This is a genomic window from Janthinobacterium sp. GW823-FHT06H09, assembly GCF_058794735.1.
This window is the reverse complement of record NZ_JBXAHC010000006.1, coordinates 206,039-220,722: the sequence shown is the minus strand read 5'-3', so window position 1 is coordinate 220,722 and position 14,684 is coordinate 206,039. Positions and strand designations below refer to the sequence as shown.

At 61.8% G+C, this 14,684-nt stretch carries 13 protein-coding genes; 9 read left to right on the top strand and 4 right to left on the bottom strand.

Going from position 1 to position 14,684, the window contains the following annotated elements:
* Positions 1–63: 63 nt before the first annotated feature.
* On the bottom strand, positions 64–2,331 hold the full coding sequence (locus AC1Q6X_RS12180; RefSeq protein WP_492497226.1) for a carboxy terminal-processing peptidase: 2,268 nt from the start codon (positions 2,329–2,331) through the stop codon (positions 64–66).
* A 520-nt stretch (positions 2,332–2,851) separates the two neighbouring features.
* Between AC1Q6X_RS12180 and AC1Q6X_RS12175 the strand changes: the two genes are divergently transcribed.
* Positions 2,852–4,822, top strand: a complete 1,971-nt coding sequence (locus AC1Q6X_RS12175; protein WP_492416091.1) for a methyl-accepting chemotaxis protein — start codon at positions 2,852–2,854, stop codon at positions 4,820–4,822.
* A gap of 49 nt (positions 4,823–4,871) precedes the next feature.
* Complete coding sequence (locus tag AC1Q6X_RS12170; RefSeq protein ID WP_070222941.1) at positions 4,872–5,144, top strand: putative signal transducing protein; 273 nt, start codon at positions 4,872–4,874, stop codon at positions 5,142–5,144.
* A gap of 9 nt (positions 5,145–5,153) precedes the next feature.
* Here AC1Q6X_RS12170 and AC1Q6X_RS12165 read toward each other — a convergent pair whose 3' ends face one another.
* A complete protein-coding gene (locus tag AC1Q6X_RS12165; RefSeq protein ID WP_034755172.1) occupies positions 5,154–5,702 on the bottom strand; it encodes a thymidine kinase in 549 nt (182 codons plus the stop codon).
* Positions 5,703–6,005: 303 nt separating this feature from the next.
* Here AC1Q6X_RS12165 and AC1Q6X_RS12160 point away from each other — a divergent pair, with 303 nt between their 5' ends.
* Positions 6,006–7,385, top strand: coding sequence for a pyridoxal-phosphate dependent enzyme (locus AC1Q6X_RS12160; RefSeq protein ID WP_492497223.1), 1,380 nt, complete (start codon positions 6,006–6,008; stop codon positions 7,383–7,385).
* On the top strand, positions 7,382–8,563 hold the full coding sequence (locus AC1Q6X_RS12155; RefSeq protein WP_492497221.1) for a trans-sulfuration enzyme family protein: 1,182 nt from the start codon (positions 7,382–7,384) through the stop codon (positions 8,561–8,563). The genes AC1Q6X_RS12160 and AC1Q6X_RS12155 overlap by 4 nt, the downstream gene beginning before the upstream one ends.
* Positions 8,564–8,670: 107 nt before the next feature.
* On the opposite strand, the gene AC1Q6X_RS12150 is transcribed toward AC1Q6X_RS12155, so the two are convergent.
* Together AC1Q6X_RS12150 and AC1Q6X_RS12145 are read right to left on the bottom strand one after the other, a co-directional pair.
* Positions 8,671–10,890 carry a penicillin acylase family protein gene (locus AC1Q6X_RS12150; RefSeq protein WP_492497219.1) on the bottom strand — a complete coding sequence of 740 codons (2,220 nt, stop codon included), beginning with the start codon at positions 10,888–10,890 and terminating at the stop codon, positions 8,671–8,673.
* A 14-nt stretch (positions 10,891–10,904) separates the two neighbouring features.
* Positions 10,905–11,744, bottom strand: coding sequence for a hypothetical protein (locus AC1Q6X_RS12145; protein WP_070291240.1), 840 nt, complete (start codon positions 11,742–11,744; stop codon positions 10,905–10,907).
* Between the two features lie 226 nt (positions 11,745–11,970).
* On the opposite strand from AC1Q6X_RS12145, the gene AC1Q6X_RS12140 reads away from it, so the two are divergent.
* From AC1Q6X_RS12140 to AC1Q6X_RS12120, 5 genes are all read left to right on the top strand, one after another.
* Positions 11,971–12,663 carry a hypothetical protein gene (locus AC1Q6X_RS12140; protein ID WP_070291241.1) on the top strand — a complete coding sequence of 231 codons (693 nt, stop codon included), beginning with the start codon at positions 11,971–11,973 and terminating at the stop codon, positions 12,661–12,663.
* A 36-nt stretch (positions 12,664–12,699) separates the two neighbouring features.
* The gene (locus AC1Q6X_RS12135) at positions 12,700–13,146 is read left to right on the top strand and encodes a DUF2939 domain-containing protein (protein ID WP_492497217.1); all 447 of its coding nucleotides are present in this window, start codon (positions 12,700–12,702) and stop codon (positions 13,144–13,146) included.
* Between the two features lie 125 nt (positions 13,147–13,271).
* Positions 13,272–13,775: a DUF2939 domain-containing protein gene (locus AC1Q6X_RS12130; protein WP_070222954.1), complete on the top strand. Its 504-nt coding sequence runs from the start codon at positions 13,272–13,274 to the stop codon at positions 13,773–13,775.
* An 84-nt stretch (positions 13,776–13,859) separates the two neighbouring features.
* Positions 13,860–14,072, top strand: a complete 213-nt coding sequence (locus AC1Q6X_RS12125; protein WP_070222955.1) for a hypothetical protein — start codon at positions 13,860–13,862, stop codon at positions 14,070–14,072.
* Between the two features lie 11 nt (positions 14,073–14,083).
* Positions 14,084–14,473, top strand: a complete 390-nt coding sequence (locus tag AC1Q6X_RS12120) for a nuclear transport factor 2 family protein (RefSeq protein ID WP_492497214.1) — start codon at positions 14,084–14,086, stop codon at positions 14,471–14,473.
* Positions 14,474–14,684 lie beyond the last annotated feature (211 nt).

The window sequence follows — 14,684 nt, the reverse complement described above, 5'->3', positions numbered from 1 at the left end:
CAATTGATTGTTGGAATGATAGAAATACGCCATACGGATAACTCTCCCTCACCCCAAAGTTTTTTACTTCGCTGCCGCCACCGGCGTCGCCTTCACATCGGCGGCATATGGCAAGACCTTCGATGCCAGACGGGTATCGGCCTTGATCAGCGCCACTTCGTCGGCCAGGATGCGCGCCGCTTCGTTCAGCAGCACGTCCTTGGCGCTCTTGGCGGCCGTTTCGGCATCGAGTTCGGCGCTCAGCGCGCGCTCGTCGCCCTGCAAGCCGTCGTCGGTGCGCAAGGCGCCCTTCACGGCGGCGATCTGCTTGGCCGTCTTGCTGGCCGCTTTCGCGCCCTTCAGCACGTCTTTCGGATCGGGAATCACCACCAGGTCGTCGGCCGGATTCGAAATCTGCGCGATCAGGCGTTTTTCACGGGCCTTGGCGCGCGCTTCCTGGGCATCGCGCTCCTTGCGGCGCACGGTTTCATTGAGCGAAATCTGGTTTTCCTTGCGCTGCTTGACGACGAGGGCTATGTCATCGAGCAAGTACTGGAAATCCTTGTCCTTGGCCACGCGCGCTTCATGCTTCTTGTCCAGCAGCGGCACGATATCCTTCAGGTCGCCCGTCGGCATGTACGGCGCCGGCTTGATGGCCACCCATGGCAGGGCATTGTCATAACTCGATTCGCCGAAATTTTCCGTGTCCGACATGGCCGGCAGCTTGATGTCGGGCGTGACTCCGCGCAACTGCGTGGTGCCGCCGTTGATGCGGAAGAACTGGGCGATGGTCATCTTCAGCTCGCCGAAGCGGGCTTTCTCGCTGCCGCCGAAACGGTCGAGGTTGAACAGGGTTTGTACGGTGCCCTTGCCGAAGCTGCCTTCGCCGATGATGACGCCTCGGCCGTAATCCTGCACGGCGGCGGCGAAAATTTCGGAAGCGGAAGCGGAGCCGCGGTTGATCAGCACGCCCATCGGGCCATCCCATGCCAGGCCGGAATTGGTGTCGCTTTCCACGTCGACCTTGCCTTCGGCATTGCGCTGCATCACGACAGGGCCCTTGTCGATGAACAGGCCCGTCAGTTCGACGGCTTCGTTCAGCGAACCGCCGCCGTTGTTGCGCAAGTCGATCAGGACGTTGTCGACCTTGTCCTTCTTCAACTCGGCCAGCAAACGGCTGACGTCGCGCGTGGCGCTTTTAAAGTCTTTGTCGCCACGGCGGCGCGCTTCGAAGTCCTGGTAGAACGTCGGCAGGGCGATGACGCCGATGCGGCGCTTGACGCCGTTGTCCCGCACTTCGATGATCGATTTCTTCGCCGCCTGCTCTTCCATGCTGATTTTCTTGCGCACCAGCGGCAAGACGACGTGCTTGGCATCGGGGCCGGCGTCGGCCGGCAGGATGTCGAGGCGCACGACGGAATCCTTGGCGCCGCGGATCAGCTGCACCACATCGTCTATGCGCATGCCCAGCACTTCGGTGATGGGGCCGCTTTCGCCCTGCCCCACGCCGACGATGCGGTCGCCCACTTTCAGCTTGCCCGACAGGCCGGCCGGGCTGCCCGGCACCACTTCGCGCACCACTGTGTATTCGTCGCGCGTCTGCAGCACGGCGCCGATGCCTTCGAGCGACAGGCGCATGGCGATGTCGAAGTTGTCCGAGGCGCGCGGGCCCAGGTAATTGGTGTGCGGCTCAATCGACATGGCGTACGAGTTCATGAAGATCTGGAACACGTCTTCGCTGTTGAGCTTGCGCGAACGGGTCGTGTAGCTTTCATAGCGCTTGTCCAGCGTCTCGCGGATGGCCTTGTCTTCCTTGCCCGCCAGTTTCAGGCGCAGCCAGTCGTTCTTGACGCGCTTGCGCCACAGGTCGCGCACTTCCTCATCGTTCTTCGGCCAGGCGGCCTTTTCGCGGTCGAGCTGGTAGCTCTCGTCGGCGGTAAAGTCGAACTTGGTTTTGAGCAATTCACGCGCATACGCCATGCGCTCGTCGAAACGCTGCTGGTACAGGTTGTAGATGGCAAACGGCGCCGTCAGGTCTTCATTGATGATGGCGTCGTCGAGCTTGGTGCGCAAGGGAGCGAAGCGGTCGATGTCGGCCTGCACGAAGAACAGTTTCTCTGCGTCCAGGGATTTGAAATAGCGGTCGAAGATTTTCTCCGACATGGCGTCGTCGAGCGGCATGGCCTTGTAATGGACGCGCGTCAATACGCGCGATGCCCACAAGGCGGCCTGCGTTTGCTGGGCCAGCGGCTTCATGGTGAGCGGAGGAGCGGCGCTCTTGTCCGTCTGGGCTGCGCCAGCGTGGGCTGACAGGGCGAGCACCAGGGTGACCAGCATCATTTGCTTCTTCATCGGCTTCTCCGAAAATTTAGTTAAATCAATTCCAGGCGGCGCAGAGATGCATGCGCCAGCCAGCAAGACAGTAAGGGGATACACGACTGGTCTGCATATTATTCTACAGGATACGGCCTGGCAGTCTCCCAAGGAAGATCAGTTTCTTCCTGGAAGCTTAAACGCGGATTAAAGGCGGCGTCTCATTCATTACAAAGTGAAACATTCGTGAGAAAAATCGCATCATTCAGCAGCGATGAATATCAACATGCGCCACTGGAATGAAAAAAGTCAATAGATTGAAGCGGCAATCCTTGATCTCAATGATGTTTTTATGTGAAAAAGTGATTCCTGCGGGAAACACTTAGTAACAAATGGCAAGCAACATGCTATCATCGCGCCCTGAAATACAGCTTGCCTGCGCGCCGCTCCCACAGCCGGCGCGCTTTCGTTTCAACAGTGTCCCCACCAGATCCCCTCCCCGCGTGTCATGTCATGACCTGGAATGGCCGAGCTGATTACCCTTTGCCAGACTCACACTATGCCTACAATTTCCTTCTCCCCCCGCCATTGGAGTGTCGGCGGCAAGATTACCGTCTTCACGTTTGCCCTCGTCAGCCTGATCCTCGCCAGCCTGACTGCCTTGATGAGTATCAATACCTCGCGCGTGCTGGAACAGCGTGCCGAAGCGGCCGTCACCAGCGAACTCAATAGCGTCATGACGACCACGCAAGTCTTCCATACGGCCATGGTCAACGAAGCGGCCAGCTTTGCGCGCCTGTTCGCGGCCGAATTTCCCGGCCCGTTCACCGTCGACGCGGGCGCCATGGTGGCCGTGGCCGGCAAGGCCACGCCGGCCCTGGCCAACGGCGGCAAGGTGCTCAACCTCGATACGGCCCTGGTCGACCGCTACACGGCGCAGACGGGCGTGATCGCCACCATCTTTGCCGCCAACGGCGATGAATTCGTGCGCATCAGCACGTCGCTGAAAAAGCAGGATGGCGAACGCGCCATCGGCACCCAGCTCGACCACAACCACCCCAGCTACGCGCCGCTGCGTGCGGGCCAGCGTTTCGTCGGCATGGCCACCTTGTTTGGCAAGCAATACATTACGCAATACGACCCCGTGCGCGACGCGGCAGGCAAAGTGGTGGGCGTGCTGTTCATCGGCCTCGATATCAGCAAGAATCTGGCCATGCTGAAAGAGAAGATTCGCCAGGTCAAGATCGGCCAGACGGGCTACATCTACATCGTCGACACGGCTCCCGGCGCCAATTACGGCCACCTGGTGCTGCACCCGAACAGCGAAGGCAAGAGCGCGCTCGAATTCAAGGCCAGCGACGGCCGGATGTTCATCCAGGAAATGCTGGCGCAAAAAGACGGCGCCATGCGCTATACGTGGACGGCGCCCGGCGAAACGGCTGCCAGCGCGCGCGAAAAACAGTTGTACTACCGTCAATTCAAGGATTGGCAATGGATCATCGCGGGCGGCACGTTCACGGACGAAATCACCTTGGAAGCGCGCCAGCTGCGCAACCAGCTGGCCATTTCCGGCTTCGTCGCCCTGCTCGTCTTCGCCCTGCTGCTGTACTGGCTGGTGCGCACCCTCGTCTCGCGCCCGCTGGCCGCCGCCGAAACGGCCGCTGCGCAAATCGCCGCCGGCGACCTGACGGTGCACCTCGATACGACCAGCCTGGACGAGATCGGCCGCCTGCTGCGCGCCATGAACCGCATCAGCGACAACCTGTCGCAAGTGGTCGGCAACGTGCGCGGCAGCGCCGGGCAAATCGCCACGGCGTCCGGTGAAATCGCCAGCGGCAACCTGGATTTGTCGAGCCGCACGGAACAGCAAGCCAGTTCGCTGGAAGAAACAGCCGCCTCGATGGAGGAACTGAGCTCCACCGTGCGCCAGAACGTCGATCACGCGCAGCAAGCGAGCAAACTGGCGCATGAATCGTCGAGCCTGGCAGCCGAAGGCGGCGCCGCCGTGGCGCAGGTGGCCAGCACCATGGACGCCATCCGCAGCTCATCTGGCAAGATCGCCGACATCATCGGCGTCATCGACGGCATCGCCTTCCAGACGAATATCCTGGCCTTGAACGCGGCCGTGGAAGCGGCCCGCGCCGGCGAACAGGGACGGGGTTTCGCCGTCGTCGCCACCGAGGTGCGCACGCTGGCACAGCGTTCGACGGCCGCCGCGAAAGACATCAAGGACCTGATCCAGGCATCGGCCGGCACGGTGGACCTGGGCCACGCCCAAGTGAGCCAGGCCAGCGCCACCATGGACACCGTGGTGGCCAGCGTCCAGCAAGTGAGCACCATCATGGCCGAGATCGCGCAGGCGAGCGAAGAGCAGCGCAGCGGCATCGAGCAGGTCAACCAGGCCATCGCCCAGATGGACCAGGTGACCCAGCAGAATGCGGCCCTGGTGGAAGAAGCGGCCGCGGCCGCCGACGCCCTGCAGGAGCAGGCGCATGAGCTGAACCAGGTGGTGAGCGTGTTCAAGCTGTAAAAGCGGGCGCGGTGCTAAGATGGCGCATACCACCTTGCCAGGAGACACGATGCACGACGACTATGTTTTGATTGCCCGGCTGATGATCCCCACAGATGCGCACGTCATCCGCGGCTGCCTGGCAGCGGCCGGCATCGACGTGCTGCTGACGGATGACCAGCACATGCAGGCCGACATGCTGCTGGCAGCCGCCATCGGCGGCGCCCGCGTCATGGTGCGCGAACACGACGTGGCGCGCGCCAATGACATCCTCGCCGCGTTCGAGCGGGGCGATCTGGCGCTGTCGGACGATGCGGACGTGGGCGTGCCCGTCGCCGAATAAGGAATTAGCTTAGGAGTAGAAACAGCGCCCGCAAGCCTGGCGGTAACTCTCGTTGCCGCCTATGCTGATCTGCTCGCCTTCCTTGATGCGGCGGCCCTGCTCGTCCACGCGGATGTTCATCGTGGCCTTCTTGCCGCACGTACAAATATTCTTCAACTCTTCGATATCGTCGGCCAGCGCCAGCAAATAGGCCGAGCCGGGGAACGGTTCGCCCTTGAAATCCGTGCGCAAGCCGTAGCAGATGACGGGCACGCCCTTCACTTGCGCCAGCTGGTGCAGCTGCTGCACTTGTGCCGTGCTGAGAAATTGCGCCTCATCCACCAGCAAACAGGCGACCTGGGGAATATCGTCGAGGAAATTCGTGTCGGCATGGAAGATATCGACCTGGCGCTGCGGCCCCAGACGCGAGGTGACCCGGCCCACGCCGTAGCGGCTGTCGATGGCGGCCGTGTACAGGCGCACCTGCTGGCCCTGCTCTTCATAGTTGTGCGCGACCTGCAACAAGGCCGTCGACTTGCCCGCGTTCATCGCGGAATACCGGAAATAAAGTTTTGCCACCGCCGCCTGCCCTGTCTGGTTGATTTTCAATACTATTTAGTATCTTTTCGAGGCGTGATTATAAATCGCAATGGTGAGCTTGCGGCAGCTTAATAGTCCTGCCTGTGGTGCGGCAAGCGGGCGAAAAACGGCGCATACTCGCATCGCGCACCTTGCCGCCGATATGCGCAGCGCGCATATGCAAGCATAGAAACATTCGTTCGCCGCACTCGTCCACCCGCCTACACTGCGCGGCACGGAAGGCGGCTCGGGACACGATCCTGAGCGGCTGTTTCTCTGACAGGAGCCACCATGAATGATCGAATGCCATCCCCCTCCCAGCCGCCAGCGCTATACAAGCTGATCGGCAACACTCCGCTGGTCGAAGTCACCAGGCTCGATACGGGCCCGTGCCAGCTGTTCCTGAAACTGGAGTCGCAAAATCCCGGCGGTTCCATCAAGGACCGCATCGGCCTGTCCATCATCGAAGCGGCCGAAGCCGACGGCCGCTTGCAGCCGGGCGGCACCATCGTCGAGGCCACGGCTGGCAACACCGGCATCGGCCTGGCCCTCGTCGGGCGCATCAAGGGCTACCGCGTGATTCTCGTCGTGCCCGACAAGATGTCGACGGAAAAAGTTCTGCATTTGAAGGCGCTGGGCGCCGAAGTGCATACCACGCGCTCGGACGTGGGCAAGGGCCATCCCGAGTACTACCAGGATTATGCGGCGCGGCTGGCGCGCGAACTGCCGGGCGCCTTCTTCGCCGACCAGTTCAACAATCCCGCCAATCCGCTGGCCCACGAAACGACGACGGCTCCCGAAATCTGGGAGCAAACTGGCCATGACGTGGACGCCATCGTCGTCGGCGTCGGTTCGTCCGGCACCCTGACGGGCCTGACGCGCTACTTCCGCAAGACGCAGCCCAAGCTCGAATTCGTGCTGGCCGACCCGCAAGGCTCCATCCTCACGGAATACATCGACACGGGCAAAGTGAGCGACACGAGCGGCTCGTGGGCCGTCGAAGGCATCGGCGAAGATTTTATCCCGGCCATCGCCGACATGGACAGCGTCACAAAGGCCTATACCATCACGGACCAGGAAAGTTTTGATTCGGCGCGCGCCCTGCTGCGCGCCGAAGGTATTTTAGGCGGCTCGTCCACCGGCACGCTGCTGGCCGCCGCCCTCAAATACTGCCGCGAACAGACTAGCCCGAAGCGCGTCGTCACGTTCGTCTGCGACACGGGGACGCGCTATTTATCCAAAGTCTACAACGACGGCTGGATGCGCGACCAAGGCCTGTTGCAGCGCGCGCTCTCGGGCGACTTGCGCGACCTGATCGGACGCCGTTACGACGAGGGCGACGTCGTCAGCGTGGCGCCCGGCGACACCCTGCTCACGGCCTTCAACCGCATGCGCGCCAGCGACCTGGCGCAACTGCCCGTCATCGACGGCGGCCAACTGGTCGGCATTATCGACGAATCGGACTTGCTGCTGCATGTGTCGAGCGACGCCGCCCATTTCGCAGGTCTGGTGGGCGCCACCATGACGACGCAGATCGAAACCCTGGCGCCATCGAGCGGCTTGCCCGCCCTGCGCGCCACGCTGGACCGGGGCTTGACGGCCGTCGTCGCCGACGATACCGGCTTCTATGGCCTGATCACCCGCTTCGACCTTCTCAACCACTTACGCAGGACTTTATCTTGAGCCAAGAAACCACCCGCAAGCGCCACCTGGCCACCCGCGTCATCCACGCCGGCCAGTCACCCGACCCGTCGACGGGCGCCATCATGCCGCCCATTTACGCCACCTCCACCTTTGTGCAGGACAGCCCCGGCGTACACAAGGGCCTCGATTACGGCCGCTCGCACAATCCCACGCGCTGGGCGCTCGAGCGCTGCGTGGCCGACCTGGAAGGTGGCAGCGCAGCGTTCGCGTTCGCTTCGGGCCTGGCCGCCATTTCGTCCGTGCTGGAACTGCTGGACGCGGGCAGCCACATCGTCGCCGGCGACGACATGTACGGCGGCACGTATCGACTGTTCGAGCGCGTGCGCCGGCGTTCGGCCGGCCACGCATTCACGTATGTCGACCTGACGAATCCCGAGAACCTGCTGGCCGCGCTGCGCCCGGAAACGAAGATGGTGTGGGTGGAAACGCCGACCAACCCGATGCTGAAGCTGGCCGACTTGCGGGCGATCGCCGGCATCTGCCGCGAGCGGGGCATCATCGCCGTGGCCGACAACACGTTCGCCAGCCCGCTGGTGCAGCGCCCCCTGGAACATGGTTTCGACATCGTCGTCCATTCGACCACCAAGTACTTGAACGGCCACTCGGACATCATCGGCGGCATCGCCATCGTCGGCGCGGAGGAACGCCAGGCGGAATGGCGCGAGCAGCTGGGCTTCCTGCAAAACTCGGTGGGGGCGATTGCCGGGCCTTTCGACAGCTTTCTGGCTTTGCGCGGCGTGAAAACCCTGGCTATCCGCATGCAGCGCCATTGCGAAAGTGCCCTGGTGCTGGCGCAGTGGCTGGAACAGCAAAAGGAAGTCAAACAGGTGTTTTATCCGGGCCTGGCGTCGCACCCGCAGCACGCGCTGGCGCAGCGCCAGATGGATGGTTTCGGCGGCATCATCTCGATCGACCTCGACACCGACCTGGCTGGCGCGCGGCGCTTCCTCGAGCGTTGCGAGGTGTTCGCCCTGGCCGAAAGCCTGGGCGGCGTGGAAAGCCTGATCGAGCACCCGGCCCTGATGACGCATGCCAGCATTCCCGCCGAACAGCGGGCCAAGCTGGGCATCGGCGACGGCTTGATCCGCCTGTCGGTGGGGATCGAGGATATCGAGGATTTGCGCCATGATCTGCGCACGGCGCTGGACGCGATTTGAAGGGAGAGGTGTCGGATTACGCTGCGCTAATCCGACCTACGGCATACCGAGGCCGGTAGGTCGGATTAGCTCGGCAACGCCGGGCGTAATCCGACACACCACAAACCTCACTCCCCCGGCCGATACCTGCGCTCCAGGTGCTTCGCCACGTCCTCCGGATAAAACAACACCTCCTTGAATTCGCCGCGCGCATACATGGCCGCCTGGTCCTGGAAGTGCGGCGACTTCGGGTCGCCGCTCTGGCCGCCCGCGAGGATGCTTTTCGCCTTAATGCGGGGGCCGAATTCCACGGCCGCGACAAAGCTGTTGCCGCGTTCGCCGTAGATGCGTTTCGTGCGGCTCTTGCTGCTCTGGCCGTACGCAGCCAGCGCGCCCCAGTTGCCCGACGCGTAAGGCACCGGCAAGCTCGGCTGCGCATCATCGAACGGCTGCACGATGTCGCCCGTCAGGCGCTGGAAGCGGTTGATCTCGCCCCACGGCGTTTGCCAGTGGCCGAAATCGCGCTGCAGTTTGTCCGCCGCCGTCGCCAGGGCAGCCAGCCGCTGCGCCGCCGTGACCTTGTCCGTCGCCAGAAAATCGACCACGGGCACGCCTTGTTCCCTCGCCTGCTTGCCCGTCAGCTCCGCCAGCTCCTGGCCCCAGAACACGGCCAGCGAGGTGGCGGTCGACGTCAGCGCATAGCGCCAGTCCCAGGTCCGTAGCAGCGAGATTTTTTCCGCCAGCGCCAGCTGTTGCGCGCCGCCGGCCGGCAGCGCATCGTAGGCCGCGAACAGCGGCGGCAGCAGCGTTTCAAAGGCCGTCAGTTCGCTGTCGTAGGAGGCGGCGATCAGGCTGTCGAGCGTAAAACCCGTCTTGTTCTGAAAAACCTTGACGGCATGCAGGCCGCGCGCGTTTTCGCCGTAGGCCGACATGTAGGCGGGATAGTCCTGCTGGCGCGGGCTGTTGGCGCCCGCCGCCGAATACGGCCAGTTGTTCGTGTTCTGAATCCAGCCATTCTTCGGATTGAACAAGGTGATGGTTTGCGCCACCGTGTGCAGCCCCTTCCATTCCGTGGCAGGGTCGCTGCCGTCGACGGGCTGCTTCCAGTTGAAGCGCGGGTCGCGCACGGGGATGAAATTGCCATGAAAATAGGCGATATTGCCATCCCCGTCCGCATACACCGTGTTGTTCGACGAATTCGTGCGCAGCTCCATCGTCTTGTAAAAGGCCGCGTAATCGCGCGCCTTGGTGCGCGTGTACGACTGCATGAGCGCCTTCAACGGCTCGTTCATCAGGCGCACGGCCACCCATTTACCGTCCAGCGCGCGCACGATGGGTCCGTGGTGGCTGTAATAGACGGTGATGGTTGTCGATCCCATGCGGCCATCGGCCAGTTTATAGGGCAAGGTGATCGGCACGGCTTTCAAAGGGCGCAGCCCGCCGTCATAGCGGTAGAACCAGGCGCCATCGTGATCGACGATGCTTTCCAGGTATTCGTCGATCACGTCGCCGCCGCCCGAGGTATGCATCCAGCCCAGGCGTTCATTGAAGCCCTGGTAGACGAAGAACTGGCCCCAGGTGACGGCGCCGTAGGCGTTCAGGCCTTCGCCGCTGGTGACCTGCACTTCGGGACGGAAGTAGAACGAGGTGTGCGGGTTGATCATCAGCAGCGCATGGCCGTTTTTGGTAATCGCGGGCGCGATGGCGAAGCCGTTCGAGCCGCTCGGTTCGGGGTCCAGGCCTGACGCCAACCTGGTCTCCACGCTGGCCAGCGCCATGGCGACGGGCCTGGCCTGCTGGCCGTAGAACGCTTCGAGCTGCGTCAGGTTGACCGATTCGATATCGCCGCCGATGCTGCCCTCGCTGAAACTGAGGGCCATCCACGGCTCGAAATGCGTAATCAAGCGAGGTTTGACGTGCGGATGCGTGGCCAGGTAAAAATTCAGGCCATCGGCAAACGCATCCATGAGTTTCTGCAGCCACGGCGGGCTGGCGCGGTACTGCGCCTGCAGCTCCTGCGGATCGATGAAGAGCTTCATGCGCAGGTCGCGGTACAGCTCCCGCTCGCCCTCCACTTCCGCCAGCCGCCCCATGGCATTGATATAGTTCAATTCCACGCGGGGAAAATCGTCCTCGGCCTGCGCATACATCAGGCCGAAGACGGCATCGGCATCCTTCTTGCCCGTCACGTGGGGAATGCCCCAGGTGTCGCGCGCGATGCTGACGTTGGCGGCCTGCGCCTGCCAACGGGCCATGTCCGTGACGGAAGCGCCGGGCGCCGCCAGCGCGGGAGGAGCGGCAACGATGCCGCAGGCGATGGCGGCGAACAAGGCACGGCGAACTGGCATGCACTACTCCAATATCAGGATGCGTCGATCAGGGTGGCGATACGCTGGTTGAGTTCCACATTTTCCGCCTGCAGCTGCGCCACTTTCTGCTTCAAGCTGGCGATCTCGCCGCGCAGGCGCTCCGTTTCGGACGGCGCCTGGGCCGCGTTTTCCGCCCACGGCTCGTTGCCCGTCTCCGGCGTGTCCTGCGAAACGTGAGGCGCTTTCGGCTCGCGCGGCGTGCGCGTGGCGGCGCGCTGTTCGCGGATTTCCTTGGCCGCCTGGCGCAGCAGCTTCTTGCCGCCGGCGACAGCCGCCACCTGCTCTTCGGGCGGCAGCGATGCCACGGTGGCCGCCGCATTGATGGAGATCGTGCCCGAACGGACGGCTTCCACCAGCTCGGGCGAAGCGGCTTTCTGGATCTTCTCGATCTGGCTGATCTGGTTGCTGCTCAATCTGGCCGCCTTGGCCACCTCTTCGCGCGTGCTCATGGGAGGCTTGGGCGCGTTTTCGCCATCGGGCGCGTCCTGGGCGCTGACGGGCGCCGGACTGCGCGCGGCGACGATTTCCTTCTTGCGCAAGGCCAGCACGCCGCGCTGGAAGTCCGACACGCTGCGGCGCGCCAGGTGATTGTCGATCATCCACAGCATGACGTCGTCAAGCGAGGTAAAGCTGGTGTTCTGGATGGTCTTGAATTCGATGCCGTGCTGGCGGCAGATGGCGTAGCGGTTATGCCCGTCGATCAGCACGTCGTTCCACAGCACCAGCGCATCGCGGCAGCCTTCGGCCAGCAGGCTGCGCTCGAGCGCCGCGTACTCGCTGGCGGTGAGCGGGTCGATATACGACTGCAGCACCTGATTGATAGTGATATTCATGGTTGTCCTCAATATTGCGGCGCGATGGTCCGCGCCGGCACGAATGCTACACCATCCGCCCTCCATAAGGCTGACCGTGGTCCCCCATCGCTCGTCACGGCAGAAAAAAGCGCATTTTTCCTTTCCTTCAGAAGCAACTGAACTTATCATTTGGCAATATTTAACGACCTTCCCCTTACTCGCGCCTGCTTGCGTATGAGCGCTTCGAAGACAAACAAGGAAATCAATGAAAAAGTTATGCCGCGTCGCCATCGCTGCCCTGGTACTCAGCGGGTGCGCCACCATGGAAGTGCGCGAGACCACCCGCACGATGGAACGCATCGGCCATGATCCGCAACTGAATGTCGTTTCAAAGGTCACTGCCGGTGAAGCACTGTTGTCCACATTTCAATACACAAGCAAAACGGGCTATCAGATTTACGATGGACGCGCCGTGTCGATTGGCGGCGGACGTGTAGCTGTCATCGAGGGCGACTTCCTGTACCGCGCCGACGTCGAGGGAAAACCTGCTTACTGCACTGAACGGCAGGTATTCAATATGCTGCTGCCCGGAATGACCAAGAATGCCTGTTTTGCCGACCGAAACAATGATGGCCTGCTGGACCAGGTGATGATCGCAGGCGATCTGGCGTGGTGGCACGAAGACGTCAGCCCCGGCATCAAATTCGGCCCGGGAGTGGAAACTGCACCTATCGACAGGTCCATCAATTCACAATTGCTATATCAGGGCTACAGCAATAAGACTTTGCGCATTGCCTACCGGGAGTATGCGGGCAGCCTGGCAAGGCCGTCGTTTTCGCAAGATTTATCATTCGAGATCACAAATTTTCCTGCGGAAATCACCTTCAGGAAAATCAAGATCCAAGTACGTAGCGCAGGAAATCAGGGCCTGGAATACCAAATCATTGGCGGCTACTGACACTCGCGGGCAAGCTGCGATCCAGGCAGATATAGCATGAAAAGAAAGTACGCCACCGCGATCATTTTTGCCGTCGCCGCCATCGGCTTCACCTGGGTCAGCCCCTACATCGCCATGTACCGCATCAGCATCGCGGCGAAATCCGTGCGCCTGGAAAACTTGGCGCAGCAGGCCGACCTGCCTGCGATCCGCGCCAGCGTGGCGCGCCAGCTGCGCGCGGGCGGCGAAACGGCCAATGACGATGATTTCAAGGAAATGCTCGACACCATCGTCTCGCCGCCCGGCATCACGGTATTGATCTTGCACGGCAAGCAGGGGGCTGATGGCAAGCGCCACGACTTCGGCATGGCGTACCGCTCGTGGACTGAAGTGGTGCTGCGGCGCAGCGGCGCCGGCCCCGCCGCCAGCCAGTTTCTGCTGCGCCGCCATGGCATCTGGGACTGGAAACTGATGGACATTACCCTGCCGCCGGAATTACTCTAAAGAAACTTGATCTAAAACAACACTTACCTAAACCGTCATATTGATTTTGGGAAATATTATGTAGAATGCCAACACCTCAGGCGCACCGGGTCGCCAGGCATCCGAGAGATTGCACGATGAAAAAAATGATGCTTCTCGCTGTAGCGGTACTGGTCGCGCTGGCCGGCGTCTTCTATGGCAGCCCGTACTTCACCATGAACAAGATCCGCGCGGCCACCATGGACGAGGATACGCAGGCGCTGGCCGCGCAGATCGACCTGGCCCAGTTGCGCGGCAGCCTGGGGCAGCAACTGCACACCCTGTTCTCGGCGCCGGAAGTGGCCGACGATATCAATCCCGAGGTCATCGATCCCTTGCTCGACACCATGCTGATGCCCGAAGGCATCGTCGCATTGATGAAGCTCAATGACCGCTACGAAAACCCGATCGCGAAGGTCAGCGACATCAGCGGCCGCAAGCGCAACACCAAGCCCGACTACAGGCTGCGCTACACCTCGTGGAACAGCGTGGTGGTGCAGCGCGCCCACAGCAAAAGCCATATCGGCGAACTGACCCTGACGCGCGACGGCCTGTGGCACTGGAAGCTGGTATCGGTGGCCCTGCCAAAGAACTTGCTGGCCGACGCGTAAAGCGCCCCCCTCTTGTCGTCAATCCAGCGGCTATCCGACACCGGACACTGCTATCATCGGATTTTGATTTCCAACGGAGGCAGCATGTCAGATCTGGTACAACACGCACTGGCCCACGCGGGCAAACCGGCCACCACGCCCTGGGTGGTGACCTTGGTCGGCGGTGAAAAACTCACCGGCCCCATTTCCCCGCTCAGCGACGGCTGCTACGCCATCGGCCTGGGACAAATCAAGTACTTTTCCAGCGACAAGGTCGCCTGCCTGAATGTATCGGGCGCGGGCGCATTTCCTATCTGAATATCTTGCCAATGGACGACGCGCGGGATACTCAGCAGGACAGCCTGGCGGCGCAGCTGCAGGCGCTGGAAGCGGCGCTGCAAAGCCAGGCGGTGCGCGCCGACAGGGCCAGGCTGGCGGCCCTGCTGGCTGACGACTTCGTCGAGTTCGGCAGCTCGGGCAATCTCTGGACACGCGCGGCAACCCTGGCGGACTTGCCGGTGGAAGACTTTTGCCAGCGCAGCATCCGCGATTTTCAGGCCCGTTTGCTGGCCGACGATGTTGCCTTGGTTACCTACCGCTCGCAACGCCACGCCAACGGCACCCTGCCCGCCAGCGCCAGCTTGCGCAGTTCCTTGTGGAAATGGCGCGATGGCCGCTGGCAAATGATTTTTCACCAGGGCACGCCCATTCCCGGCTGATCCACCTCCCCGAAGATACTGTCCTGCGCCCGATCAAACGGCGCAGGAACCAGCATCCATACCGAAAAGTTGTTTTTTGACACGCAAAATATCATTGATTTAATGAATTTTTTGTGCAACAATGAATTTAATAAATAAAACAAATAAATTATTGAAATCGGTTTTTTAAATTAATTCCATCCTTGCACCACGAATCCGTGTTCTGGATAGA

Excerpts from the sequence above, each read along its gene's own strand:
- AC1Q6X_RS12180 (WP_492497226.1), bottom strand. The coding sequence starts at position 2,331 with ATGAAGAAGCAAATGATGCTGGTCACCCTGGTGCTCGCCCTGTCAGCC.
- AC1Q6X_RS12175 (WP_492416091.1), top strand. The coding sequence starts at position 2,852 with ATGCCTACAATTTCCTTCTCCCCCCGCCATTGGAGTGTCGGCGGCAAG.
- AC1Q6X_RS12170 (WP_070222941.1), top strand. The coding sequence starts at position 4,872 with ATGCACGACGACTATGTTTTGATTGCCCGGCTGATGATCCCCACAGAT.
- AC1Q6X_RS12160 (WP_492497223.1), top strand. The coding sequence starts at position 6,006 with ATGCCATCCCCCTCCCAGCCGCCAGCGCTATACAAGCTGATCGGCAAC.
- AC1Q6X_RS12150 (WP_492497219.1), bottom strand. The coding sequence starts at position 10,890 with ATGCCAGTTCGCCGTGCCTTGTTCGCCGCCATCGCCTGCGGCATCGTT.
- AC1Q6X_RS12145 (WP_070291240.1), bottom strand. The coding sequence starts at position 11,744 with ATGAATATCACTATCAATCAGGTGCTGCAGTCGTATATCGACCCGCTC.
- AC1Q6X_RS12140 (WP_070291241.1), top strand. The coding sequence starts at position 11,971 with ATGAAAAAGTTATGCCGCGTCGCCATCGCTGCCCTGGTACTCAGCGGG.
- AC1Q6X_RS12135 (WP_492497217.1), top strand. The coding sequence starts at position 12,700 with ATGAAAAGAAAGTACGCCACCGCGATCATTTTTGCCGTCGCCGCCATC.
- AC1Q6X_RS12130 (WP_070222954.1), top strand. The coding sequence starts at position 13,272 with ATGATGCTTCTCGCTGTAGCGGTACTGGTCGCGCTGGCCGGCGTCTTC.
- AC1Q6X_RS12125 (WP_070222955.1), top strand. The coding sequence starts at position 13,860 with ATGTCAGATCTGGTACAACACGCACTGGCCCACGCGGGCAAACCGGCC.
- AC1Q6X_RS12120 (WP_492497214.1), top strand. The coding sequence starts at position 14,084 with ATGGACGACGCGCGGGATACTCAGCAGGACAGCCTGGCGGCGCAGCTG.